We start from the raw sequence: 21,692 nt of genomic DNA on the forward strand, positions 1-21,692 counted from the left end.
CCTTTAAAGAAGCAAGCTACGCAAAGCATCTCAAAGAGAAGGAAGAAGAGAGAATGTCAGATTGGTTAGAGCATACTGTGCAGGTAGAAGTAGACGCCCCCATAGATTTAGTATGGAGCCTCTGGTCTGATTTAGAGCAAATGCCCCGATGGATGAAGTGGATTGATTCGGTGAAAATTCCGCCAGATAATCCAGATATATCTCTTTGGAAATTAAAGACGGGCAGTCTAGAATTTACTTGGAAATCTCGAATTCTCAAAGTTATTCCCAACCAAATTATCCAATGGGAATCGATTGATGGTTTGCCGAATCAGGGAGCAATTCGCTTTTACGATCGCAACAATAGTAGCATTGTTAAAATGACCATTTCCTACGCTATCCCTGGCATTATTGGCAAAATTATGGATAACTTGTTTTTGGGGCGGGTAGTTGAATCGACAATACAAGCTGATTTGGAAAGGTTTAAAGAATATGCGCTGAATGTTAAAGCTAATTGATATAGATAGCAAAAACAGGCAGTAGGAAACAACCTGTAAAACGTTAACGTACTCTACTTCCTGTTGGTTCTGGAAGTGGATAACCTACAGCTTCGCAAGCAATAATTAGAGACTCTAAGGCTTCAATTCCATTTGCCACCGCCAACTCGTAAGTATCCCCGTGAGTCCGCCAGCGTTGTCCGGCAAAATCAGGGAATCCTACTAAGAAACAATCATCTTCATCAGACCACTGAATAAGCATTTGGTATTTAAGCTTACTCATCTTGTCTTTTCTCCTCTATTTCTTCATCTGATTTTCTGAACTTAGAGGGTTAAAAAACTACCAAGTTGGGTCGCTAAACAAATTAATCGTCAATTCCTCGCGTGGTGGTACTGCGGTGATACAAGCACGGATGATTTCTCCATCTTCTAATTCGACGGTGCAAGCGTGACAAGACCCCATGAGACAACCGGTGGGAATAAATACCCCAGCCCGGTCTGCTACATCTAATAGGGCTTCTCCCACTTCGGCATCTACTGTGACATCATCTGGTAAAAAGCGGATACGAACAATCATTAGATAATAATTCGTAATTCGTAGTTCGTAATTCGTAATTCAGACACACTCAAAGTAGTTTTCACTGCTTTACCCTGTTCTGCAAACAATAGATCCTTCAGAGTCTAGCTTAAGACAAAAACGGAGTTAAGTCTAAATGGCTTTCTACTTCAGTGGCTAGAGCGTCCAAAATCTGCTCTCGCTGTTCTCGGTAGTTGGCAACACCTGTGGGCAAAGATTTTAAACCGCGTTGTTGACGGAGGCGATTTAACCAAGCGCGTCGCCAAGGGCCGTTGTCAAAAAGCCCGTGGAGGTAACTACCCCAGACTGATTGACAACTATCCACTAACCCTAAATTAATATCGTCAAATAGGGCATGGTACGATTGAGGGTCTATACCTTGCTGTTCAATGCGCGATCGCCCTTGGTGAATTTCAAAGCCATTTACTGGCAAGCCCTGTTGCGGATAATTTGAGCTAACTTGGCGCTGGCGGGCGATTTTTTGTCCGGTAATTACGGTTCTGATTGGTAAAAGATTTAACCCTTGATACCTACCTGCTTGTCCCTCTATCCCTTCAGGATCAGCGATGATTTGACCGAGCATTTGATACCCACCGCAGATACCTAAAACCGTTCCCCCAGAAGCCGCATAGTGTTGGATAGCTTCTGCCATACCACTTTTTTGCAACAGTAGCAAATCAGTAATTGTGGTCTTTGTTCCTGGGATAATTACTGCATCAGGATGTCCTAAATCTTGCTTAGGACTAAGATATTTTACTGAAACAGTGCTTTCTGATTCTAGTGGATCAAAGTCGGTGAAATTGGCAATTCTAGGTAAGCGGATGACGGCAATGTTGAGGTCAGTTTGGCCTTTATGGGATTCACGTTCTAGCAAATCAAGGGAGTCTTCTGCTGGAAAAACTTGTTGTAAGTAGGGTATAACACCAACAACGGGGATACCTGTGCGTTCTTCTAACCATTTTATCCCTGGTTCTAGGAGCGATCGCTGTCCTCGGAACTTATTAATTACTACACCCTTAATTAAGGCGCGTTCATCTGGTTCTAATAACTCTAAGGTTCCCACGACATGGGCAAAAGCACCACCCCGATCAATATCAACTACTAACATCGTTGGCGCATTTAAATGTTTTGCCACCCGCATATTAGTTAAATCGCGGTGCTTGAGGTTAATCTCTGCTGGACTACCGGCACCTTCACAAACCACCATGTCAAATTCTGTTCCTAAATGCTGTAGCGATTCTTCAATTGTCCGCCACCCCAGTTCAAAATATTGCTCGTAGTAATCTGAGGCACTTACTTTACCGACAGACCTGCCTTTAATAATTACTTGGGAAGTCATATCCCCTTGAGGTTTGAGTAAAATTGGGTTCATTTCTACCCAAGGCACGACTCCCGCCGCCCAAGCTTGCACTGCTTGGGCATAGCCAATTTCTCCACCATTGGCAGTGACATAAGCATTTAAAGCCATATTTTGACCTTTAAAGGGAGCCACTCGCCAGCCACGCCGCGACAGAATGCGACAAATAGCTGTAGTTAAAAGTGATTTCCCTGCATGGGATGTTGTCCCCACCACCATAATTGACTTCATAGTTGCTATTAGTTAGTTTTCAGGATACAGGGTGAATTTTTAGGAGTTAACAATTATATGGCAATCCGTCCATCAGTTAAAAAACAGGGAAGTAGAGTTGCCGTGAGCGTAGCCGAACGGGAGCAGCTAACAGGAGGAGAATTACTGTATAATTTATTGCCCTTGCAAGAGCAGTACACTTCTCCTCTGCCTCATCTCTTTCCCAGTACCATCAGAAATTTCAATTAGATGATTATGGTAAAGACTTCATGAATAGATGTGACGTTTCCGTATATATTGTTCCCTTTGATTCCCTAATCCTAACTTTTTAGTTTTTTATTCTAAAAAGGTATCCGTAACCAACGAATCACAGCATCAGATAAACGATCGCGCCATGAAGGTATCCGCCAATTTTTTCCCTGATATTGTTCCACCAACTGGCGACCCAAGGGAGTGAGGCGAAAACTATCTGTAATTCCCTGACCATCGACTTCGCGGCGTAATACACCCACTTGGATCAGCCAGCCCAAGGCGTTGTCACAGGCTAATTCTGATAAAGGGCGTTTAGTATAGCCCTGCTTGAGGCCATTTTCCAGTGCGATCGCAGTTAATGACACACTCTCGTGTCCCATGACTTCAAATAAAGATAAATTGAAGGGTGAACACACTAGCGATCGCTCGGCTCTCTCTACTGTGCTTTGAGGATAGACAAAAATATTTGGGTTTTGGGAATCAACAGCAGGCATTGTGTATGGGTAGTAATTTTTCTTCTAATAAAAATTAATATAAGAATATATTTTTTCTTGTAGCAACTACCTCATTTAACCAAAAATTGCTTACTTAAAGTATAGTTATGCTATTTTTTAGTAATTATATTAAATGATTATAAATTAATGTAAAATTTCAAGTGCATCAACAATCTGAAACAGGAAAGGTTAATTATGCCTCTAGCAGTTGGTACGGATGCACCTGCATTTACCGCTAAAGATACAAAGGGCAACACAGTTTCGTTATCTGATTTAAGGGGAAAGACGGTCGTTTTGTATTTTTACCCCAAAGATGACACGCCAGGCTGCACCAAACAAGCCTGTAGTTTTCGGGATGCCCAGGCTCAATATCAAGGTAAAGATATTGTCATCTTGGGAGTCAGTGCAGATGATGAAGTCTCTCATCAAGCATTCACCCAAAAATATGATTTGAATTTTCCCCTACTGGCTGACACCGACAAATCGCTAATCAAAGCTTTCGATGTGGATGGGGGCGGTTATGCCAAACGCGTCACCTACGTAATTGACCCCAACGGCAAAATTACCCATGTTGACACTACTGTAAATACCACCACCCATGCTAGCGATGTTTTAGCTGCACTTGGGCTGTAGTTTTTTACCTGATAACTAAGGATTTTTTAAATAGTTTCAGCCCCGAGCCTCTAGAGGCTTGGGGTTCTTTGCTTGAATTCAGTTACCTGATTGTGGTGTAACCGATGGCGGCGTAGCTGATGGTAGTGTAAACGATGGCAAACTGGGGGTTGGTTGCTGTTGTTCACCTCGAATTAGTTTTTGTTGCCTTGCTTTAAAAGCTGCTGCGGCTGAGTCTAATTGTTCGTTCTGTTGGTTAGAATTCCAGTTGAGAGTCCCGAAATTCGCCCGATGAATCAGGTCAAACATGTTGAAGTTGTCTGAGTTTGAACGGGAGAAAGGATCGGTATTTTGGTCTGTTGTACTATTACTGGGAAAAGCATCGGCTGGGCTGCTGACTTGAGCCGAACTTGGTTGAGCCATGAGCAAGGAAGCAAAGCTAATTCCTGCCACGGTAGCCACAAAGAGTCTAGGAATTTGTAAAAATGATTTTTTCATGGGATTTTGACCCTAAAATTGCTCTATTTTATCTCTTTAAGCAAGAGTTCGCCGCAGTTGGGGTTGAATACTCAGTAAGGCAACAACGGCAAAGCCAAACAATACCAGCAACGCTCCCCCGAAGGTAACATCACCCCAAGGAGCTTGCATGACTACGCTACCTAGTTCCCAACTACTGTGGAGATACAGATAGCGAATGGGTTCGATCGCATAGCTGAGAGGATTCAGTGTAGCCACAACCTGCAACCACTGAGGCATGAAGGATAGAGGAGCCAAAGCTGTACTGGCAAACAATAATGGTAGGTTAGTGACGAAAATCACTGCAATCAATTCAATGTGTCCGGGTAGAGCGAAAGCTAAACCAAGGGAGATTGCTGTTACACCCAAAGCTAAGAGGAAGACAATTAGAGCGATCGCACATAAACCCGTTGCATCTGGTAGTCCAGCCCCAATAAACGCTGCTGCTGCAACAATCACGGCTGCTTGCAGCAAACTTTGGCTGATGATAAAGATTGCTGAAGCAAAGACAATGGAAAACCGTGATGCTAACGGTGCTACCAGCAAACGATTCAAAAAACCGAACTCGCGATCAAACATTACGGGCAAACCAGCATTCAGCGCCCCAGCAAAGGCTGTAAACACAATTACTCCAGCAGCCAAAAATTGACCGTAATTTGTCGTACTGCCGAACAATCCCTTGGGGGCATTTTGAAATAAAGCACCAAATAGCACTAACCACATCACTGGCTGAATAATTCCGGCAACCAATGTGGAGGGACGGCGTTGTAACTGAATAAACAAGCGACGAGTTAAAGCCAACGTCTCTTGTACCAATTCACCGAAAAAGTTAGGTGCAGGATTAGCATCAGCTTGTGGCGATGCTAACGGCTGCCAATTGATATCAGATTTAGGAGTAACGCTCATAGCAATTTTGGATTTTGGATTTTGAATTTTAGATTGGGCATTGGGCACTTGTACTGAGCGTTCGCGTAGCGTCTCGTAGAGAAGCCGAAGTATTGGGAATTGGGAATTGGGCATTGGGCATTGGTCAATATTCTTCTTCCCCTGCTTCCTCTGCCTCCCCTGCCCCATTCCCTATCTCATATTCTGCTTTTTCTCAGCTTTAGGATCGCGAGTGGCAACGGCTGCTAATTCTGCATCCATCAGTGTGCGTCCTGTAGCGGCGAGGTAAACATCATCAAGGCTGGGGCGAGATTGGGCTATGCCAAATATGGGCAAGCCAGCAGTATTCAGCGCTTGCTGTATATTAATCAGAACATCATTCTGAGGTGTCACTACCAAGTTGAGGGAATTACCTTGAGCGCTGTTGATAATCGCTTCTTGCACAAATGGCAAAGTTTGCAAGAGGTTTTTGGCAATTTCTGCTTCCTCAATCGGAGAAAATTCGCGGATTCGCAAAGTGATGCGATCGCCCCCTACTTGATCTTTTAATTGTGAAGGTGTGCCAGCCGCAATTACAACGCCGCGATCTATAATTGCCACGCGATCGGCTAAAGCGTCAATCTCTTCTAAGTAATGGCTGGTAATTACTACCGTCGTTCCAGAGGCGCGTAATTTTCTCAGGAAATCCCACACCACAAAACGCGTTTCTATGTCAAGTCCTACAGTTGGCTCATCCAACACCAGAACATCCGGTGAATGGAGTAACCCAGCAGCCAAGTCTAGGCGTTTACGTAAACCCCCGGAATAGGTTCCTGTCTTTTTATTGGCGTATTCTTGTAAACCAAGTAAATCTAATACAGTCTCAATGCGCTGTTTCGCTACTGCGCCTGGGAGGTGATAAAGTGCGGCTTGCAGTTGCAGCAGTTCTCTTCCAGTCAGCACCTTATCTATAGCGACTTCTTGAGCTACGTAGCCTAATCGTTGTCTTGCCACTCTCGGATTATCTAACACAGAGATGCCAGATACTTCGATTTTGCCAGCATCCGGTGTGGTGAGTGTACATAAAGCACGCAAGGTAGTAGTTTTTCCAGCACCGTTGGGGCCAAGTAAACCAAAAATTTCTCCTGGTTCTACTTGAAAGGAAACATCTTGGACGGCAACTACTTTACCGTAACGTTTTTGCAAATTTTGAATGAAAACGGCGGGAGCCATGACAGCTTATCCCCAACTATACAAATCTCAATAAAGTCTATCTTTATTGTAGAAGGTGAAGAGTCTTGGGAGGACAAAAATTAAATTTTCAGCACTTTCAAAGTTTTGAAGCTTGTGTCATTGCAACCGCTAATAAATCCTCCCATCGCCTGAATTTGCTGTAGATAGTCAAGGACGGGTTCGGTAATGACTTCTCCCGGCATTAATACAGGAATTCCTGGGGGATAGGGACAGACGATTTCAGTACAGATGCGCTGATTGGTCTGTATCAAAGGTAGTATTTCACTGACAGCAAAAAAGGCTTCACGGGGAGAAAAATGTAAAGGATGGCACTTTGTAGTGAAAACATCCTGCCAAAGATCGCTTTTAAGAGTTAAGTTGGTTCGGCGATATTCTTTGGCAAGAGTAGTAAAACTTTGTACTAGTTGCTCAATATCGGCTGGGGTGTTGCCCAAACTAATGATAAAGGTGAGATGTTGCAGTGAAGCGAATTCGGCGGTGACAGCAAATTTTTCATCCAGAATTTCATCTGCCTCAAATCCGGTTAAACCTAAATCAGAAACAGTGACAGTTAATCGCGTTTCGTCTAAAGCCACAAAGCCGGAAGATCCCCCCAACCCACCTTCAAAAGGGGGGCTAAAAAGTTGTAAAACAGATAATCCAGGAATTTGACTGATTTTTGTTCTAGCTTCATTAGCTAGTTGTAAAGTGCGAGACATCAGCATTTTTCCGTGAAGTGCCATTTGCTGACGCGCTGCATCTAAAGAAGCTAAAAGTAAATAACTAGGACTGGTAGATTGTACGAGTTGCAAAGCTTTACTGATGCGATCGCAATCTATCCGATTACCTTGGATGTGCAGCATTGATGCCTGTGTCATTGCACCAAGTACTTTGTGGATGGATTGTACAGTTAAATCTGCTCCTGCTACTAAGGCTGGAGTGGGTAATTCTGGATGAAAGGCAAAGTGGGCGCCGTGTGCCTCATCTACAAGTAGAGGAATATTATATTGATGTGTAATGCTGGCGATCGCACTCAAATTTCCACAAACGCCGTAATATGTTGGGTAAACTGTCAACACTGCTTTAGCATCTGGATGTTGTTGGAGTGCAGATTCTACAGCATTAGGCGTGATGCTATGGGCAATATCTAAAACTGGATCGTATTCAGGATTGAGAAAAATGGGTATTGCACCGGAGAGAATTAAACCAGCGATCGCAGATGAATGGACATTGCGAGGCAAAATGATTTTATCCCCCATGCCACAGGTAGCGAGAATTGCCGCTTCAATTCCACAAGTAGAACCATTGACAAGGAACCATGTTTGTGAAGCGCCAAATGCCTCAGATGCTAGTTGTTGTGCTTCTTGAATAACGCCTTGGGGTGCAAAGAGATTATCTAAATCTGCTAATTCTGTTAAATCAGCGCGAAAGACAGCTTTACCAAGTAAGTCAGCCAAGGGTTGAGAAATTCCCTCACCTTGTTTATGTCCTGGGGTGTAAAAAGGCGCATGGAGTCTAGCTGCATTGGCTTTTAAGGCATCTAATAAAGGTGTTTGGTTTTGATTGAGCATTAAAATAATTCGTAATTCGTAATTAAGCTGTTATGTATATAACTAGGACTTACGCATTGACAGAAAAGCCTAAATGACAGATATGATTTTCAAGGCTTTTAGCTAGATTTTTCAATTATCTTTTTGCGATCGCAATTAACAAAGGATGGTTTGTAAAAGCCTGAAACAACGTATTTACGTTAATATACAAGATGATTCATTTGTACAGTGCGTAAGTCCTAATAACTTGCATTATCAGGGCGGGCAGGATGCCCACCCCACAATCATCTTGAAAAAAGATTAGTGCAAATTAAAGGCGCAACAGCTTAAAAAGAACAAATCGTTAATTTGGTTAACAGTTTAAGGTAGATTGGATAGTACCTGATACAGACGGAATCAGGCTGCGGACAATTTGGGAAACTACCGCTAATAATGTTTATCTACGTTTGATTACTGCATTTCTGAAGTTAAATGAAAAAAATTAAACTTTTGGATACTATTGCTACATTAAAGGCTATTCCCGTTGAGAGATTACAACTATTGGAAGATTATACTTTTATCGAAAGCTTACCCAGAGGGCAAGTTGGGACAATTTTAGAAGTGTATGAGCAAGAAGAAGAATATCATTATTTAGTCAAGTTTGCTGATACCTAAGGCTGTGAATATGCAATGGCAATTTTGAGATCAGATGAAATCTTAGTTTTACATTATGATTTGGCAATTGCCTAATGTTCAGCATGAGGTAATAATTACGAATTACGAATTATTCACATGAGACCTTATCATCAAATTCCGGTTTTTGAGTGTGGTGAACCGATAATAGCGATTCCTTTAGAATTGTTTGCGGTGGAATCTCCCCATCCTTATGAAAAATTAGGTGCGCCCTATGGCGATCGCTCCCCCTATTATCTCCGTCAAAGCGTTATTGAAAATTTGATCCAAGCGCAAAATTATCTTGAACTGTTGCATCCAAACTGGCGTATCCAAATTTTTGATGCTTATCGCCCGATCGCAGTCCAGCAGTTTATGGTAGATTACAGCTTCGCCCAAGCAGTGCAGGATAGGGGATTAACTAATGTGGAATTATCCCCAAACCAACGCCAAGAAATTTGGGAAGCTGTTTATGAAATTTGGGCTGTACCAAGTTTTGATGAAAAAACTCCCCCTCCTCACAGTACGGGTGGGGCTGTAGATGTAACGCTAGTAGATGATGCAGGGAAAATAATAAATATGGGTTCGCCCATTGATGAAATGTCAGAGCGATCGCACCCAGATTATTATGCCAATAGCGATCGCCCAGAAGCCCAAAAGTATCATGCTCACCGTCAGCTATTGCAAGATGTAATGTTAAAAGTCGGTTTTCAACGCAATCCTAGAGAATGGTGGCATTTTTCTATTGGCGATCAAATGTGGGCTTGGCTGAATAATCAATCCAATCCAGCCAAGCCTGTCACAGCACGTTATGGGCGGCTTGTATAGATGCGTTATGCATCTTGAGGATTCAACTCTTTTAACTCGTCGGTAGTGTAAGTACCAATAGGAGTCCAAATTAGATACGGAAGGAGTAACAGCGCCGCCATTAGAGAAATCGGCAAAACGCAGATTGCCAGGATAACACCTGAAATTAAACCGATTAGCCCAAGAACTTCCCCAACTTTGAGACTACGGAACCTCAACATTACAGGTATGTAGGCGACGGTGATAATTTCCACCAAGAGGTACAAAGCCATTAGTAGCCAAGTAATTATGCCTCCTGGATTTTTTTCCCAGACAATATAAGCTGAAGCTGCACCGCAAATAAAAATCACAGTCCAGATAACCGGAATTAGCGGCTCGAAAACTAGCCAACGAGGGCGACTTAAATTTGCAAACCATTTAACATCACGCGGTGTGATGAAGAAACTACCAAGGGCGACGAAGAAAGTTACAGCCCCAATTATTATCCAAGATGGAATCATAATGCACTCCTGCTTGTGTATTTTGTCAAGTCATACACTGCAAGTTTGACAATTTAAGCTATATGTTTAATCATTCCCTGGTGCGAATCTTAGGCATCTTGAGGATTGAGACGGATCATCTGCCAAGTAGTATAAGTACCAATGGGACTCCACAGTAAATAAGGAAGTAGTAATAGTGCTGCCCAACCAGAAAAACCTAAAACTGCAAGTATCAATAAAGCAGAAATGATAAAACCTGTGCCACCAAGAATTGTACCGACTTTCAGGCTGCGAAGCTTAAACATTACAGGTGTATAGGCAATGGTTACAATTTCTAAAAGCAAGTATAAACCCATGATTAACCAGGTTGAGGTGCTTCCTGGATCTTTTTCCCAGACAATATAAGCTGACCAAGCACCGCAAATAAATATTACAGTCCAGATAATGGGAATCGCACCCTCAAAAGTTAGCCATCTCGGCCGTTGTAAGCGCTTGAACCATTGGCGATCGCTAGATGTAATCACGTTAGCTGCTAAGGCAACTAAAAAAGCCACACCCCCAATCACCATCCAAGATTTAATCATGGCCGTTATTCCTTTACAAGCGCTATCTATCGCTTAATATCACTCTTTATAGTGTGATTTTGTCAATTTAGTTGCTAATTACTCATCATCCCTGAGTTTGAAACCTTCACATCGTTTGACAGGATTTTAACAAGTTCCGTAGGTTTAAGTCCCCCGGTTCTATAATCGGCAAGTTTTGTGTTGGGGTTAAATCCCCATTACAAAACTTAATTACAAATTACGAATTACGAATTATTTAAATTATGGGCATTGGGAATTGGGCATTAGACATCTTTGAAAAAGAATGTAGAGACGTAGCACTGCTACGTCTTTACAAGGGTTATGGGTAACGCATATTTAATTTCTGGAGATGTCTCTTGGAATGAGTCTTTGATACTCGTGAACAATGATCAGATTTTGAACCCTGCGGGATCTTGCTACAGCATGACATTTTACACACTTCAGCTTTTATGAGCCGACAGTGACGGGGTAAGACAACACAAAGGGCTTGAAACTAGCTCCAGATTTTGCAGTACCGCTTAACTCCAATTCATAAACTCCTACTTTGGGAAATACGATGTCGGCTCCGGGGATGTTTTTATAATGCTTGGTTGATACATTATGTAAACTGGGCTTTAGCAATGGAGTATCAGTTTCATTGTGAGGTTGAGGGTAGACAGCCAACTGACAGTTACATTGTGTCAGGGGGATTAGTCGCCCGCCTTTACGGGTGAGGACAATCCAGGCATGAGCGGTTTTCCCAGCTTGAGGATTGTCAAAAGGTTCAATATGCAGCATCCCGCCCACATCGTTTGAGACCTTTTCGGTATGGGCATTAACTGGTGTGGCCATCAAAACCGAAATTAATAATAGCCATCCCAAATTCTTCTCTAGGGTAAAGTGGAACATAAAGTTTCTAAGAGTAAGCGAAGTAGACTAGGGTGACTGGGGAAAGGCAATTAAAGCAAAATTCAAAAATTTTTTATCCTATTTTCCACCAGATAAGTAAGTCGGTAAGAATAAATCAAAGTAGGTTAAGTAAGGTAAAAAATCTTGAAATTATTTTGTAGAGAGGACTTTAGTCCTCATAAGAGGGCTAGAGACGCTCACTACAAACCTTTAATTATTAACGCCGCTCTACTTATTTAATAACGATAATTTTAAAAGAGTAGTCGCGTCAAAAGACAACCTGTCAAACTTTGCCCGAAAATTTCTTACTAACTACTAAGACTCAATCCCAACCAAAAACTCGTTGAATCCTAAACTTTTACCTAAATATCTAACTTAAAGCTATATCAGCTTATTTCTTATGATACTTACTAAAACTCACTGGGATGAGTGAGAGTAAATATACTTATTAGCTGAGGTTCAAAGCATGGACTCAATAGGTAAGGTTCAAACTATGGACTCGTCCTGGTCTCTTCCACTGCCGTTGAAAGAGTATGCAATGAGCCGAGTAACTGTCTACTTTTATAGCGACAGATGGGTTCCAATTAAATATTGTTCTTTGGGAAAGGCAATTTTGCTTCACCAGAAGGCAAACTTAGAAGGCAAGGAAATTTTATTATTTCCTACTAATCTAGACCCTAATCAACTCTCAAACTCTTTTAACTAAAATGGATTGAGTAGACTATTTTTAAAACATCTTGGCAACAAATCAATTGGCTATAGAGGCGTACTTATATAGGTACGCCTTTATTTTTAAATGAGAGTGAACTAAGTAAGTGGGTCAAATTATAGCAAGGGACTGGGGACTGGGTGAAAAGTCTTTTTGTGTCTAAGTTTTATCATCTGTTGATGTCCTAATCACCAAGGCTTTTGCTATAAATATAAAATTTCACGCTGCCTCCGACTTCTCTATCCTTACTAATTGGCGGTAGCCTGCGGCAAGCCGCTGACGCTACCGCTTCGCTAATGCGTCTACGTTAAAAAATTTGACTTTGATAAAGAGTTTTAGCCTTAACTGAAGCGTATTTACTTATAAACGAACGTAGTCGCAACTCATCGGCAATAGCCAAGAGAACTCTTTTTCAAGAATCGCAAATCTTGTGGTTTAATGCAGTATTATGGCATAATTCGATTTTATGATTTTAAACTTTAAATTGTAAATTACTTATGCATTGTTCTGCCACCCTAAACCAACTGGTTGAAGTTCTTTTGGCCAGTTCTGTAAACTTATCTGAAAATGATTTAAAACAAGTAAGTTACGGTATACAAACAGATAGCCGTACTCTGAAGCCGGGTGAAGTATTTCTAGCTTTACGAGGCGATAAGTTTGATGGACATGAATTTGTGCAAACTGCGATCGCAAAAGGTGCAATAGTGGCAATTGTGGATTTTGAATACGAAAATCCAGGACTTCCTGTACTACAAGTAAAAGACACCCTCAAAGCATATCAGAAAATTGGCAGATGGTGGCGCGATCGCTTTAACATCCCTGTAATCGGTGTAACAGGTTCCGTGGGTAAAACTACAACTAAAGAATTAATTGCGGCAGTTTTAGGAACAAAGGGGCGAGTTCACAAAACTTTTGGAAATTACAATAACGAAATCGGTGTCCCGAAAACTCTCCTAGAACTTGGTGCAGAAAATGACTACGCCGTGATTGAAATGGCGATGCGGGGTAGGGGACAAATTGCCGAACTGACGCAAATAGCACGTCCAACAATTGGAGTGATTACCAATGTGGGGACAGCACATATTGAATTACTAGGTTCGGAAGAAGCGATCGCTGAGGCAAAATGTGAGTTATTAGCCGAAATGTCTGCTGATAGTGTGGCAATTCTCAACCACGACAATCCTTTATTAATGGCCACAGCAGCAAAATTTTGGCACGGAGAAGTTTTAACTTACGGCTTTTCTGGTGGGGATATCCAAGGACAATTAATTGATAACGACCAGGTGGAAGTTGCCGGAATCCAACTACCTCTACCTTTACCTGGCCGTCACAATGCAACTAATTTCTTGGCAGCTTTAGCAGTGGCAAAGGTGTTGGGAATCGATTGGACAAGCCTTAAAGCAGGTGTAATGGTGGATATGCCCACAGGGCGATCGCAGCGATTTACCTTACCGAACGATGTGGTAATCTTAGATGAAACTTATAATGCTGCACCAGAAGCTATGATTGCAGCCTTGCAATTATTGGCAGAGACACCCGGAAAGCGGAAGATAGCCGTATTGGGTGCAATGAAAGAATTGGGAGAGCGATCGCAGCAGTTGCACCAGCGAGTGGGAGAAACAGTGCGAAAGTTGAATTTAGACGGCTTATTGGTTTTGGTAGATGGACAAGATGCCGAAGCGATCGCTATTAGTGCCGAAGGTATCCCATCGGAGTGCTTTGCAACTCATGCTGATTTGGTTGCTAGGTTAAAGACATTTGTACAAGCAGGCGATCGTTTATTGTTCAAAGCCGCCCATTCTGTGGGGCTAGATCGGGTAGTCAATCAGTTACGTGCAGAATTTTCCAGATGATACCACTAGAAACTCAACGTCTCATACTGCAAGACTTTGTAGAATCAGATTGGCAAGCGGTTCATCAATACGCTAGCGATCGTGAGGTTGTGCGTTATTTGACTTTTGGGCCTAATAGCGAAGAAGATACCAAAAATTTTTTGCAAACAGAGATTTCATTGCAAGGGGAAGAACCCCGTCAGCATTTTGCCTTGGCAGTGACTTTAAAAGCCCAAAAGCAATTAATTGGTACTTGTCGAATTTCTACTCTAGATACTGATAACAAAATAGGCTCTATTGGATATTCTTTTACTAAAGAATTTTGGGGATAAGGATATGCAACTAAACCTTTAAAAGCAATTGTATCATTTGGTTTTCAGGAGTTAGAGTTACATCGTATCTTTGCTAATTGTCGCCCAGCAAACATTGCCTCGGCGAGAGTTTTGCAAAAAAAAGGAAGGGACTTCCAGGAAATAAAATTAGTATGTATTCTTTTTTACTTTTGTCTGCGATCGCACCCTATCACTAAAAACAAACCCCGTGCTACTGGAGGGCTACGGAGTCAAATTCGGGATGGCGGGGATTGGGGGCAAGTGGTTAGTCCCGATCAAAATTCCTATCCAAGTGCCGTAACATGCTCTTTAGGGCAGAGATTTTTAAAGTGTTGAAGATATTAAAGAGGTTTGGGAATATCGGAAGTGTTGGGAAGCTTGGGAAGGTTGGTTTAGGGGTTATAAAGATTAGTAAATAATTTTCGTAATTCTGGAGTTTGTATTTAAATTTTTAATTATAGGTTTACATCTACCATTGCGAGAAATTTTATGAAACTTTTAAATTCTGTAGGTTCTAGTTTATTCTTTTTGAGCGCTTTGCTGTTGCCCGGTACAACAGCTACATCTCCTGCACAGGCGCAAAATGCGTTATTATGCTCCAGAGGGACTGTTTGTATCTATCCAGAGGGTGCTAGCATATTATCAGGACCCACTGTTTCATATTACCGCTACGGTACTACCAAACTCTATAATCAGTACAATGAACATTACGTCTACAACAACCAGACCGGAGGTGCTTTGGCCGCGCTATGTAAAAACTCGAATGGAACCAATTGTCCGATTGTTATAGCTGCGGGTAGATCTCTAAAAATCAATTTAACTCCATACAATTCCATCAAACTTATAAAGCCGTAGTTAAGAGGATGTTTGAAAAGTGCTGTTGTTGGTATCAAAAGTTCTAGATCCTCCTAAATCCCCCGATAAATTGGGGGACTTTGATTCCGGTTCCCCTTTTTAAGCGGGTTAGGGGGATCTCAAGTGCCTAAAGTCACAGCGAACACTTTTCAAACAACCTCTAAAGATCAAGAACACTTAAGTAGATCAGTTGTTGCATTATAACTGATCTTCAAGCTTGCGGCAAGCTATGTTCGCTTTTGGTCAAACAGTTATGCAAATCATGTATTGAAACATTGTAGGCTTTGAATCATAGGTTCTACAGCGAGCATGAATGGAGAGGCGTCAATTAGGTAAGGTAGAGCCTAACCTATTTTTGTACCTCAAAGCGATCGCTTTTCCTCATCTCTGGTGATTTATTAGTGGGTTTAACCCGCCAATATAGCAAATTTTTTGAAGTAATTAAACTCGGATGTCTGGTTGCCGTTAGCATCATAAATATAGCTTGTGATCTGATCGGCGATACCGTCGCCGTTGTTGTCACGAATAAAAGATGTCTTGTTGCCATTGGCATCATAAATAGAGCTTTCAAAATAATCAACTATGCCGTCGCCCTTGTAATCAACGCTCCGGGATGTCTGGTTGCCTTTGGCATCATAAGTATAGTTCGTGATAAAATTAGTCTCGCCGTAAAAGCTTTCGGATATCTTGTTGCCTTTAGCATCATAAGTATATTTTGTGACCTCATCATTGATGCCGTCATTGTTGCTGTCACGACTAAAGGATGTCACGTTGCGGTTGGCATCATAAGTATAGGTTCTGACATAATCAATGATGCCATCATTGTTATTGTCATCCCTTTCGGATGTCTTGTTGCCATTAGCATCATAAGAAATGTAGGTATTAGATGTACGATTGTTCTGGGTGACAGTTTTGGATATTAGGTTGCTTTTGGCATCATAAGTATAAATTTCCAATATATCAACTATACCGTCGCTATAAAAGTCTCCACGTCTGGATGTCACCTTGCCGTTGATATCATAAGTAAAGGTGTTGTTCCCAACATCTTCGATGCCGTCGCTCTCAAAGTTTTGAAATGTCTGGTTATAGCTGTATTTAATAACTGAGTTTATTGTTCCATCACTGTTATTATCTATGTTCTCAGATATCACATTGCCATTGGCATCGTAGGTGTAAGTTGTAGTTGAGGTCATTAAACTTCTGTTCCTCTATTAATATCTCTATGAGTACACTTGAATACTATAGAATGGGTAATCGAAACTCATTGCGAGTTGTGAAGTATACTTATACTACATCAATAATCTAAAATATGGCAGGCGATGTCTAACGACAAGGCGAAAAAGCGTCTAAGCACTGCTTTAGCCGATCAGAAGGTGCGAGGTTTGTAATTATTGGCAGACACACGCAAAAAGGGCAAAATTGCCCTATTGGGTGCTATGAAAGAATTGTAAAAAGTGATGTCTAATGACAAGCCGAAGAAGCGTCTATGCACTAGCGAGTTGAAGAAATAGTGCCATCAAGACTATGTGTAGATTTCAAGCGTTGTTGGAAAGACTAGGGTTATTACTGTAGCGTCTTTGAAAAAGAATTGCTGCCAAATTAGTCACTAAACAGGTGATTGCTAGCCACAGCAAGATATAAGTAGGAGCCATCACCACGCCAATTAGGAACCAAGTATATACGTGCAGTATCATTACAGAAGCGAAAAAGCTAGCAATTCCAGCAGATTGCCATACTTGATACGATGGGCGACGTAACGCTACCAGGCTCATCGTTAAAATTGTGACAAGTAAGTTCGCTGGTACGAGAAATGCACAAATACTAACGCAGTTGCCACGAGAGAACTCAACTAAGGTGTTTAAATCGAGCATTAATTTCTTGGGATAGGTGTTAGCGTTTTAATAATTTAATTTATTGTATTTTAAAATAACTAAATTAACATTAATATATGAGTGAGTAATCACATTGCAAATATAACATAAATTAAACTATTGAGTTACGTTTTGATACTCCCAATAGTTAGTTAATTATAAAGATTTTGGATCAGTAGGGTGGAAAATACCCACCCTAGCTGAATTAACCCGGTAAAATCACCGTATCGATAACGTGTACCACACCATTATCAGCTTCGATATCTGCTGCTAAAACTGTGGCATTTTTAACTTCAAAACCATCAGAAGAATTAATTTTAATAGGTGAACCTTCCACAGAATTAACCGTACCGAGTTCTGCCAAATCAGTCTTTAGGAGCTTTCCTGGAACGACATGATACTTTAAAATCCGCGTTAGCTGGGGAATATTCTGTAACAGAGTTTGGATAGTTCCCGCAGGTAATTTGGCAAAAGCATCGTCATTTGGTGCAAAGACTGTGAACGGCCCAGGACTTTTTAATGTTTCTACTAAACCAGCAGCTTGTACAGCTGCCACCAGTGTTTTAAAAGACTCAGCCGTAACTGCAATATCAACAATATCAGCCATATATTTTACCTAGAATCTCTGCAAAAGATTTTAAAGGATAATAAACCTATTTGAAGTTTTATTAAACAAAATAAATTTAAAATCAGGCGTTAAAAAAGAGGCAGGGGAGCAGGGAGCAGGGGAGACAAGGGGAGGATGAGGGAGTGAGGGAGATAAGGAAGCAGGGAGCAAGAAGCAGAGAGCAGGGGGAAATATTCCTCTCCTCTGTACCCTTCCCCCTGCCCCTCTGCCTTTTCCCCATGCCCAATGCCCATTAATTATGATTAACTTTCCAGTTTGCTAAATCAGTTAAAGAGCGATCGCGGTAACGTCCATAACGCTCCTGCTTACTTTTGATTTTCGCACCCAGTTCGGGAAAAATCCCAAAGTTGGGCGGCATTGGTTGGAAATGCTTCGGCGAAGCGGAACTAATGAATTCCAATAACGCACCCATCATTGTTGTTGGTGGTAAAACCAAAGCTTCTTTACCCAAGGCTAGCCGCGCTGCATTAATTCCCGCCAAGCAGCCACCCGCAGCCGCCGCAGTGTAGCCTTCAGTACCTATCAACTGTCCAGCAGCTAACAATGTGGGGCGTTCTTTAAATTGCAGAGTCGGATGCATTAGCTGAGGAGCATTAATAAAAGTGTTGCGGTGCATCACTCCCAAGCGCACAAACTCCGCCTTTTCCAAACTTGGGATTAGCTGAAATATTCGCTTTTGCTCACCCCAACGTAGGTTAGTTTGGAATCCTACCATATTCCACAGTTGACCGGCTTTATCTTCTTGTCGTAACTGCACCACAGCATAAGGACGTTCCCCTGTGCGAGTATCTGACAACCCCACTGGCTTTAGGGGGCCGTAGCGCATGGTATCTTCCCCACGCTGTGCTAATTCTTCAATGGGTAAACAAGCTTCAAAAAATTTCGCTGTTTCCCGTTCAAAACCTTTGAGTTCTGTTTGTTCTGCTTTACAAAGTTCTTCTCGAAACCGCAAGTACTGCTCTTTATTCATTGGGCAGTTGAGATAAGCTGCTTCACCTTTGTCATAACGTGATGCCATAAAAGCAACGTCACGATTAATGGATTCTCCCACAATAATCGGACTAGCGGCATCGAAAAAGCTCAGGTATTCCATCCCGGTAAAGCGGCGCAAATCTTCGGCTAAGTCGGGGCTGGTTAAAGGCCCAGTTGCCAAAACCACAATTCCTTCAGGAATTGCAGACACTTCACCCCGACGAAATTCAATTAAAGGATGGCTGGCTAAAGTTTGAGTCAAATCTTGCCCAAATTGTCCCCTGTCTACCGCTAGCGCTCCACCCGCAGGTACAGCGTGTTCATCAGCTTTAGAAATGACGATAGAACCGAGTTGGCGTAATTCTTCGTGCAATAATCCAGCTGCGCGATCGCTTGCCATTGCCCCAAAGGAATTACTACACACTAATTCTGCCAAATGTTCTGTATTATGAGCAGGGCTGAAGCGTTTTGGACGCATTTCATGGAGAATTACCGGCACTCCAGCTTGGGCTATTTGCCACGCTGCTTCAGTTCCAGCTAGTCCACCTCCAATTACTTGTATCGGTTGTTGTTCCATAGTTAAATTTTTAGTTCCTATATCATAAGTATCCATCAGCATCACAAAAGTAAAATTAAATAAAAAGTCATACTAACTATATAATCAGCGTAAAACATGGTGGAGCAACAACACCAGATAATCTCTACTATGTTTGTATTTCTGTAACCTTCAAAAAAGAAATGATTTGGAGTCAACAATTATAAATTATCTGTATCAATTCCCTTTTCTTTGAGTTTAGCTAACAATTCTTGATAGCGATCGCGCTCTCTTTCTAATTCTTGTAAAGCCGCTTCCTTTGTCTGACATTCCCGTTCTGCACGTTTGCGTTCTTGTTCCCGTAACTGGTCAATTTCTACAGGTGACAAAAACTTTTGTCCAGTGGAAGAAAAAATTTCTAGAGTTTCCGGTGTTAATGTAAAACGGATTTGCAAACGCGGACTTACCCAGCCATTCATCTCTTCGATAACTTCCTCCCGATTACCTAAGCGATGGCGAGCTAAACCCCTTGCGTAGAAAGCAAATTCATCCTCAGAATATATTTCACCTGCACCTGCTGCTTCAATGTGCTTTGCTTCATTAAAATCTACAAATGCACCTTGCTCATCTCCTAAGTCATAACACGCATTACCCCGCACATAGTAAGCAGCCGTTAAATTGGCATCTACATAAAGAGCCTTAGTTAAATGCTCAATGGCTTGAGTATTAATACCCTGAAGATATTGCAGAATTCCCAAATTGTAGTAAGAAATAGCAGAACGTTCTATGCTGGCTATTAGACTGAAGTCTTCTAGCGCACCTTGATAGTTACCAGAGTAAAAACGTGCTGTACCTCGTCCAAAATAGGCTCGTACATATTGTGGATCTAATTGAATTGCACGATGGCAATCTTCAATTGCAGCTTGATTATCTCCTATTGCTGCACGAGCAACACCACGTTCAGCATAAGCCTGAGCATATTGAGGACTCAATCGGATTGTTTCATTAAAGTCTTCAATTGCATTTTGGTAATCCTTTGTCAGTGAACGAGCCACTCCACGGCTAAGATATGATGTCAAATCTTCTGAATTTAGTAAAATTGCCTGACTATAATTTTCAATGGCTCCTTGATAGTCACCAGAATTATAAAGTATATAACCAAGGCTGGAATATCCAAAAGCAAATATTAAATTGAGCATTGGTTTATAAAAGTTTATGACACTGGTATTATTCCCAAATCTAGGAATTAAACATCACAACCTTTGCTCTGCTGTTTTGCAACTGCACACAATTTGCCACAAACTATTATGGAAATTTCCGATCGCGCACTTCTACAGCATAATCTTGCACGGCTTTAGTAATCGTTTCTCGCAAGTTTGTATAAACTTTGGCAAATGGTGGATGCTTTTCGGCAAGTCCGAGGACATCTGAGGTAACTAAAACTTGTCCATCGCAGTGAGTTCCTGCACCAATACCAATTGTCGGAATGCTTAATTTTTGTGTAATCTGCATTGCCAAATCTGCGGGGATATGCTCTAACACTAGAGAAAATACACCAGCTTGTTCCAGAGCGATCGCTTCAAGTAAAATCCTCTCACTCGCTTCTTGGGTTTTCCCTTGTTGTCGCAAACCGAGTTGATGTACTGATTGCGGTGTCAAACCGACATGACCCATTACCGGAATTCCAGCTTGAACTAAACGAGCAATAGTTTCTGCGATCGCTGGATAGCCACCTTCCAATTTTACCGCTTGAGCGCCCGTTTCCTTCAGTACCCGCCCAGCTGAGTGCATTGCTTGCTGGAGACTTTCTTGATACGTCAAAAATGGTAAATCTACAACCACTAATGCGCGTTTAACCCCTCGACGCACAGATTTGGCGTGGTATATCATCTCATCCAAAGTTATCGGCAGTGTTGTTTCATACCCTAAAACTACTGCCATAGAGTCGCCCACAAGGATTAAGTCTACACCAGCCGCATCGATGAGTTGAGCGATCGCATAATCCCAGGCGGTCAACGCCACAATTGAACGTCCCTGTTGTTTCCATTGAATTAATTGCTGGGTAGTGATTGCCATTTTTTTAGTGCTGAGTCCTGAGTCCTGAGTTAGGAGTGATGAATTAGGAGTGATGAGTGAAGAGTTAGGAGTAAATAGTTCAGGGTTTAATTTAATTCATAACTTCTAATTCCTAACTCTTAACTCCTAACTTGTTACTTCACTACGCGACTGAAAGCAATATGGGGTTTTGCACTGTCGGTTTTGGGCATTAACCAAGCTAGACCTTCACTAGTGCCTATCCATAATTTATTGGCGATGTCAGGTGCAAGGGCAAGAACCCGACTAGAAGGAAGTCCAGCAACTTCTGCATCTAACACAGCTCCTGTATTTGGATTTAATCGTAACAAACC

General features: G+C 41.8%; 25 protein-coding genes and 1 pseudogene. 8 read left to right on the forward strand and 18 right to left on the reverse strand.

Annotated elements, in window-relative coordinates:
• Positions 1-53: 53 nt before the first annotated feature.
• Positions 54-497 (forward strand): SRPBCC family protein, encoded by a 444-nt coding sequence (locus V7K25_RS16070; protein ID WP_334877973.1) that lies wholly within the window; start codon positions 54-56, stop codon positions 495-497.
• Between the two features lie 43 nt (positions 498-540).
• Here the strand turns inward: V7K25_RS16070 and V7K25_RS16075 are convergent, their stop codons facing one another.
• The 3 genes from V7K25_RS16075 to cobQ all read right to left on the reverse strand — a co-directional run bounded on the left by V7K25_RS16075 (position 541) and on the right by cobQ (position 2,641).
• Positions 541-759: a type II toxin-antitoxin system HicB family antitoxin gene (locus V7K25_RS16075; protein WP_335159552.1), complete on the reverse strand. Its 219-nt coding sequence runs from the start codon at positions 757-759 to the stop codon at positions 541-543.
• Positions 760-816: 57 nt separating this feature from the next.
• Positions 817-1,053: a 2Fe-2S iron-sulfur cluster-binding protein gene (locus V7K25_RS16080; RefSeq protein ID WP_334705923.1), complete on the reverse strand. Its 237-nt coding sequence runs from the start codon at positions 1,051-1,053 to the stop codon at positions 817-819.
• Positions 1,054-1,162: 109 nt separating this feature from the next.
• Positions 1,163-2,641 (reverse strand): cobyric acid synthase CobQ, encoded by a 1,479-nt coding sequence (gene cobQ, locus V7K25_RS16085; RefSeq protein ID WP_335159553.1) that lies wholly within the window; start codon positions 2,639-2,641, stop codon positions 1,163-1,165.
• Between the two features lie 57 nt (positions 2,642-2,698).
• On the opposite strand from cobQ, the gene V7K25_RS16090 reads away from it, so the two are divergent.
• On the forward strand, positions 2,699-2,869 hold the full coding sequence (locus V7K25_RS16090; protein ID WP_335159554.1) for a hypothetical protein: 171 nt from the start codon (positions 2,699-2,701) through the stop codon (positions 2,867-2,869).
• 92 nt (positions 2,870-2,961) lie between these two features.
• Here the strand turns inward: V7K25_RS16090 and V7K25_RS16095 are convergent, their stop codons facing one another.
• Positions 2,962-3,366 (reverse strand): Npun_F0494 family protein, encoded by a 405-nt coding sequence (locus V7K25_RS16095; protein WP_335159555.1) that lies wholly within the window; start codon positions 3,364-3,366, stop codon positions 2,962-2,964.
• A gap of 195 nt (positions 3,367-3,561) precedes the next feature.
• Here V7K25_RS16095 and V7K25_RS16100 point away from each other — a divergent pair, with 195 nt between their 5' ends.
• Positions 3,562-3,999, forward strand: a complete 438-nt coding sequence (locus V7K25_RS16100; RefSeq protein ID WP_335159556.1) for a peroxiredoxin — start codon at positions 3,562-3,564, stop codon at positions 3,997-3,999.
• Positions 4,000-4,077: 78 nt separating this feature from the next.
• Here the strand turns inward: V7K25_RS16100 and V7K25_RS16105 are convergent, their stop codons facing one another.
• The 4 genes from V7K25_RS16105 to V7K25_RS16120 all read right to left on the reverse strand — a co-directional run bounded on the left by V7K25_RS16105 (position 4,078) and on the right by V7K25_RS16120 (position 8,162).
• Positions 4,078-4,476, reverse strand: a complete 399-nt coding sequence (locus tag V7K25_RS16105; protein WP_335159557.1) for a hypothetical protein — start codon at positions 4,474-4,476, stop codon at positions 4,078-4,080.
• A gap of 36 nt (positions 4,477-4,512) precedes the next feature.
• Positions 4,513-5,400, reverse strand: a complete 888-nt coding sequence (locus V7K25_RS16110) for an ABC transporter permease (RefSeq protein ID WP_335159575.1) — start codon at positions 5,398-5,400, stop codon at positions 4,513-4,515.
• A 171-nt stretch (positions 5,401-5,571) separates the two neighbouring features.
• Complete coding sequence (locus tag V7K25_RS16115) at positions 5,572-6,591, reverse strand: ABC transporter ATP-binding protein (protein WP_335159558.1); 1,020 nt, start codon at positions 6,589-6,591, stop codon at positions 5,572-5,574.
• A gap of 80 nt (positions 6,592-6,671) precedes the next feature.
• Positions 6,672-8,162, reverse strand: a complete 1,491-nt coding sequence (locus tag V7K25_RS16120) for an aminotransferase class I/II-fold pyridoxal phosphate-dependent enzyme (protein WP_335159559.1) — start codon at positions 8,160-8,162, stop codon at positions 6,672-6,674.
• Between the two features lie 468 nt (positions 8,163-8,630).
• On the opposite strand from V7K25_RS16120, the gene V7K25_RS16125 reads away from it, so the two are divergent.
• The gene (locus tag V7K25_RS16125) at positions 8,631-8,795 is read left to right on the forward strand and encodes a hypothetical protein (RefSeq protein ID WP_335159560.1); all 165 of its coding nucleotides are present in this window, start codon (positions 8,631-8,633) and stop codon (positions 8,793-8,795) included.
• A 117-nt stretch (positions 8,796-8,912) separates the two neighbouring features.
• On the forward strand, positions 8,913-9,620 hold the full coding sequence (locus tag V7K25_RS16130) for a M15 family metallopeptidase (protein WP_335159561.1): 708 nt from the start codon (positions 8,913-8,915) through the stop codon (positions 9,618-9,620).
• Positions 9,621-9,625: 5 nt separating this feature from the next.
• Here V7K25_RS16130 and V7K25_RS16135 read toward each other — a convergent pair whose 3' ends face one another.
• The 3 genes from V7K25_RS16135 to V7K25_RS16145 all read right to left on the reverse strand — a co-directional run bounded on the left by V7K25_RS16135 (position 9,626) and on the right by V7K25_RS16145 (position 11,550).
• Positions 9,626-10,099, reverse strand: coding sequence for a TspO/MBR family protein (locus tag V7K25_RS16135; RefSeq protein ID WP_335159562.1), 474 nt, complete (start codon positions 10,097-10,099; stop codon positions 9,626-9,628).
• Positions 10,100-10,188: 89 nt separating this feature from the next.
• A complete protein-coding gene (locus tag V7K25_RS16140) occupies positions 10,189-10,662 on the reverse strand; it encodes a TspO/MBR family protein (RefSeq protein ID WP_335159563.1) in 474 nt (157 codons plus the stop codon).
• 447 nt (positions 10,663-11,109) lie between these two features.
• Positions 11,110-11,550: a hypothetical protein gene (locus tag V7K25_RS16145; RefSeq protein WP_335159564.1), complete on the reverse strand. Its 441-nt coding sequence runs from the start codon at positions 11,548-11,550 to the stop codon at positions 11,110-11,112.
• Between the two features lie 1,206 nt (positions 11,551-12,756).
• Here V7K25_RS16145 and V7K25_RS16150 point away from each other — a divergent pair.
• The 3 genes and pseudogenes from V7K25_RS16150 (at position 12,757) to V7K25_RS16160 (ending at position 15,278) form a co-directional block, all read left to right on the forward strand.
• Positions 12,757-14,112 (forward strand): UDP-N-acetylmuramoyl-tripeptide--D-alanyl-D-alanine ligase, encoded by a 1,356-nt coding sequence (locus V7K25_RS16150; RefSeq protein WP_335159565.1) that lies wholly within the window; start codon positions 12,757-12,759, stop codon positions 14,110-14,112.
• Positions 14,109-14,759 (forward strand): annotated as a pseudogene (locus tag V7K25_RS16155) (GNAT family N-acetyltransferase). Before V7K25_RS16150 ends, V7K25_RS16155 begins: the two are co-directional and overlap by 4 nt.
• Before the next feature lie 153 nt (positions 14,760-14,912).
• Positions 14,913-15,278 (forward strand): hypothetical protein, encoded by a 366-nt coding sequence (locus tag V7K25_RS16160; RefSeq protein ID WP_335159566.1) that lies wholly within the window; start codon positions 14,913-14,915, stop codon positions 15,276-15,278.
• Positions 15,279-15,685: 407 nt separating this feature from the next.
• Here the strand turns inward: V7K25_RS16160 and V7K25_RS16165 are convergent, their stop codons facing one another.
• From V7K25_RS16165 to V7K25_RS16195, 7 genes are all read right to left on the reverse strand, one after another.
• Positions 15,686-16,471, reverse strand: coding sequence for a hypothetical protein (locus V7K25_RS16165; RefSeq protein ID WP_335159567.1), 786 nt, complete (start codon positions 16,469-16,471; stop codon positions 15,686-15,688).
• 342 nt (positions 16,472-16,813) lie between these two features.
• On the reverse strand, positions 16,814-17,149 hold the full coding sequence (locus tag V7K25_RS16170) for a hypothetical protein (RefSeq protein WP_335159568.1): 336 nt from the start codon (positions 17,147-17,149) through the stop codon (positions 16,814-16,816).
• 205 nt (positions 17,150-17,354) lie between these two features.
• The gene (locus tag V7K25_RS16175; protein WP_335159569.1) at positions 17,355-17,756 is read right to left on the reverse strand and encodes a fasciclin domain-containing protein; all 402 of its coding nucleotides are present in this window, start codon (positions 17,754-17,756) and stop codon (positions 17,355-17,357) included.
• A 253-nt stretch (positions 17,757-18,009) separates the two neighbouring features.
• Positions 18,010-19,326 carry an FADH(2)-oxidizing methylenetetrahydrofolate--tRNA-(uracil(54)-C(5))-methyltransferase TrmFO gene (gene trmFO, locus V7K25_RS16180; RefSeq protein WP_335159570.1) on the reverse strand — a complete coding sequence of 439 codons (1,317 nt, stop codon included), beginning with the start codon at positions 19,324-19,326 and terminating at the stop codon, positions 18,010-18,012.
• Positions 19,327-19,505: 179 nt separating this feature from the next.
• Positions 19,506-20,483, reverse strand: coding sequence for a tetratricopeptide repeat protein (locus tag V7K25_RS16185; RefSeq protein ID WP_335159571.1), 978 nt, complete (start codon positions 20,481-20,483; stop codon positions 19,506-19,508).
• A gap of 106 nt (positions 20,484-20,589) precedes the next feature.
• On the reverse strand, positions 20,590-21,360 hold the full coding sequence (panB, locus tag V7K25_RS16190; RefSeq protein WP_335159572.1) for a 3-methyl-2-oxobutanoate hydroxymethyltransferase: 771 nt from the start codon (positions 21,358-21,360) through the stop codon (positions 20,590-20,592).
• A gap of 134 nt (positions 21,361-21,494) precedes the next feature.
• Positions 21,495-21,692, reverse strand: a 198-nt coding sequence (locus V7K25_RS16195; RefSeq protein ID WP_335159573.1) for a two-component regulator propeller domain-containing protein, incomplete at its 5' end; no start/stop codon positions are given.

This window comes from Nostoc sp., assembly GCF_036919495.1.
GTDB lineage: Bacteria > Cyanobacteriota > Cyanobacteriia > Cyanobacteriales > Nostocaceae > Nostoc.

Excerpts from the sequence above, each read along its gene's own strand:
- V7K25_RS16070 (WP_334877973.1), top strand. The coding sequence starts at position 54 with ATGTCAGATTGGTTAGAGCATACTGTGCAGGTAGAAGTAGACGCCCCC.
- V7K25_RS16075 (WP_335159552.1), bottom strand. The coding sequence starts at position 759 with ATGAGTAAGCTTAAATACCAAATGCTTATTCAGTGGTCTGATGAAGAT.
- V7K25_RS16080 (WP_334705923.1), bottom strand. The coding sequence starts at position 1,053 with ATGATTGTTCGTATCCGCTTTTTACCAGATGATGTCACAGTAGATGCC.
- cobQ (WP_335159553.1), bottom strand. The coding sequence starts at position 2,641 with ATGAAGTCAATTATGGTGGTGGGGACAACATCCCATGCAGGGAAATCA.
- V7K25_RS16090 (WP_335159554.1), top strand. The coding sequence starts at position 2,699 with ATGGCAATCCGTCCATCAGTTAAAAAACAGGGAAGTAGAGTTGCCGTG.
- V7K25_RS16095 (WP_335159555.1), bottom strand. The coding sequence starts at position 3,366 with ATGCCTGCTGTTGATTCCCAAAACCCAAATATTTTTGTCTATCCTCAA.
- V7K25_RS16100 (WP_335159556.1), top strand. The coding sequence starts at position 3,562 with ATGCCTCTAGCAGTTGGTACGGATGCACCTGCATTTACCGCTAAAGAT.
- V7K25_RS16105 (WP_335159557.1), bottom strand. The coding sequence starts at position 4,476 with ATGAAAAAATCATTTTTACAAATTCCTAGACTCTTTGTGGCTACCGTG.
- V7K25_RS16110 (WP_335159575.1), bottom strand. The coding sequence starts at position 5,400 with ATGAGCGTTACTCCTAAATCTGATATCAATTGGCAGCCGTTAGCATCG.
- V7K25_RS16115 (WP_335159558.1), bottom strand. The coding sequence starts at position 6,591 with ATGGCTCCCGCCGTTTTCATTCAAAATTTGCAAAAACGTTACGGTAAA.
- V7K25_RS16120 (WP_335159559.1), bottom strand. The coding sequence starts at position 8,162 with ATGCTCAATCAAAACCAAACACCTTTATTAGATGCCTTAAAAGCCAAT.
- V7K25_RS16130 (WP_335159561.1), top strand. The coding sequence starts at position 8,913 with ATGAGACCTTATCATCAAATTCCGGTTTTTGAGTGTGGTGAACCGATA.
- V7K25_RS16135 (WP_335159562.1), bottom strand. The coding sequence starts at position 10,099 with ATGATTCCATCTTGGATAATAATTGGGGCTGTAACTTTCTTCGTCGCC.
- V7K25_RS16140 (WP_335159563.1), bottom strand. The coding sequence starts at position 10,662 with ATGATTAAATCTTGGATGGTGATTGGGGGTGTGGCTTTTTTAGTTGCC.
- V7K25_RS16145 (WP_335159564.1), bottom strand. The coding sequence starts at position 11,550 with ATGTTCCACTTTACCCTAGAGAAGAATTTGGGATGGCTATTATTAATT.
- V7K25_RS16150 (WP_335159565.1), top strand. The coding sequence starts at position 12,757 with ATGCATTGTTCTGCCACCCTAAACCAACTGGTTGAAGTTCTTTTGGCC.
- V7K25_RS16160 (WP_335159566.1), top strand. The coding sequence starts at position 14,913 with ATGAAACTTTTAAATTCTGTAGGTTCTAGTTTATTCTTTTTGAGCGCT.
- V7K25_RS16165 (WP_335159567.1), bottom strand. The coding sequence starts at position 16,471 with ATGACCTCAACTACAACTTACACCTACGATGCCAATGGCAATGTGATA.
- V7K25_RS16170 (WP_335159568.1), bottom strand. The coding sequence starts at position 17,149 with ATGCTCGATTTAAACACCTTAGTTGAGTTCTCTCGTGGCAACTGCGTT.
- V7K25_RS16175 (WP_335159569.1), bottom strand. The coding sequence starts at position 17,756 with ATGGCTGATATTGTTGATATTGCAGTTACGGCTGAGTCTTTTAAAACA.
- trmFO (WP_335159570.1), bottom strand. The coding sequence starts at position 19,326 with ATGGAACAACAACCGATACAAGTAATTGGAGGTGGACTAGCTGGAACT.
- V7K25_RS16185 (WP_335159571.1), bottom strand. The coding sequence starts at position 20,483 with ATGCTCAATTTAATATTTGCTTTTGGATATTCCAGCCTTGGTTATATA.
- panB (WP_335159572.1), bottom strand. The coding sequence starts at position 21,360 with ATGGCAATCACTACCCAGCAATTAATTCAATGGAAACAACAGGGACGT.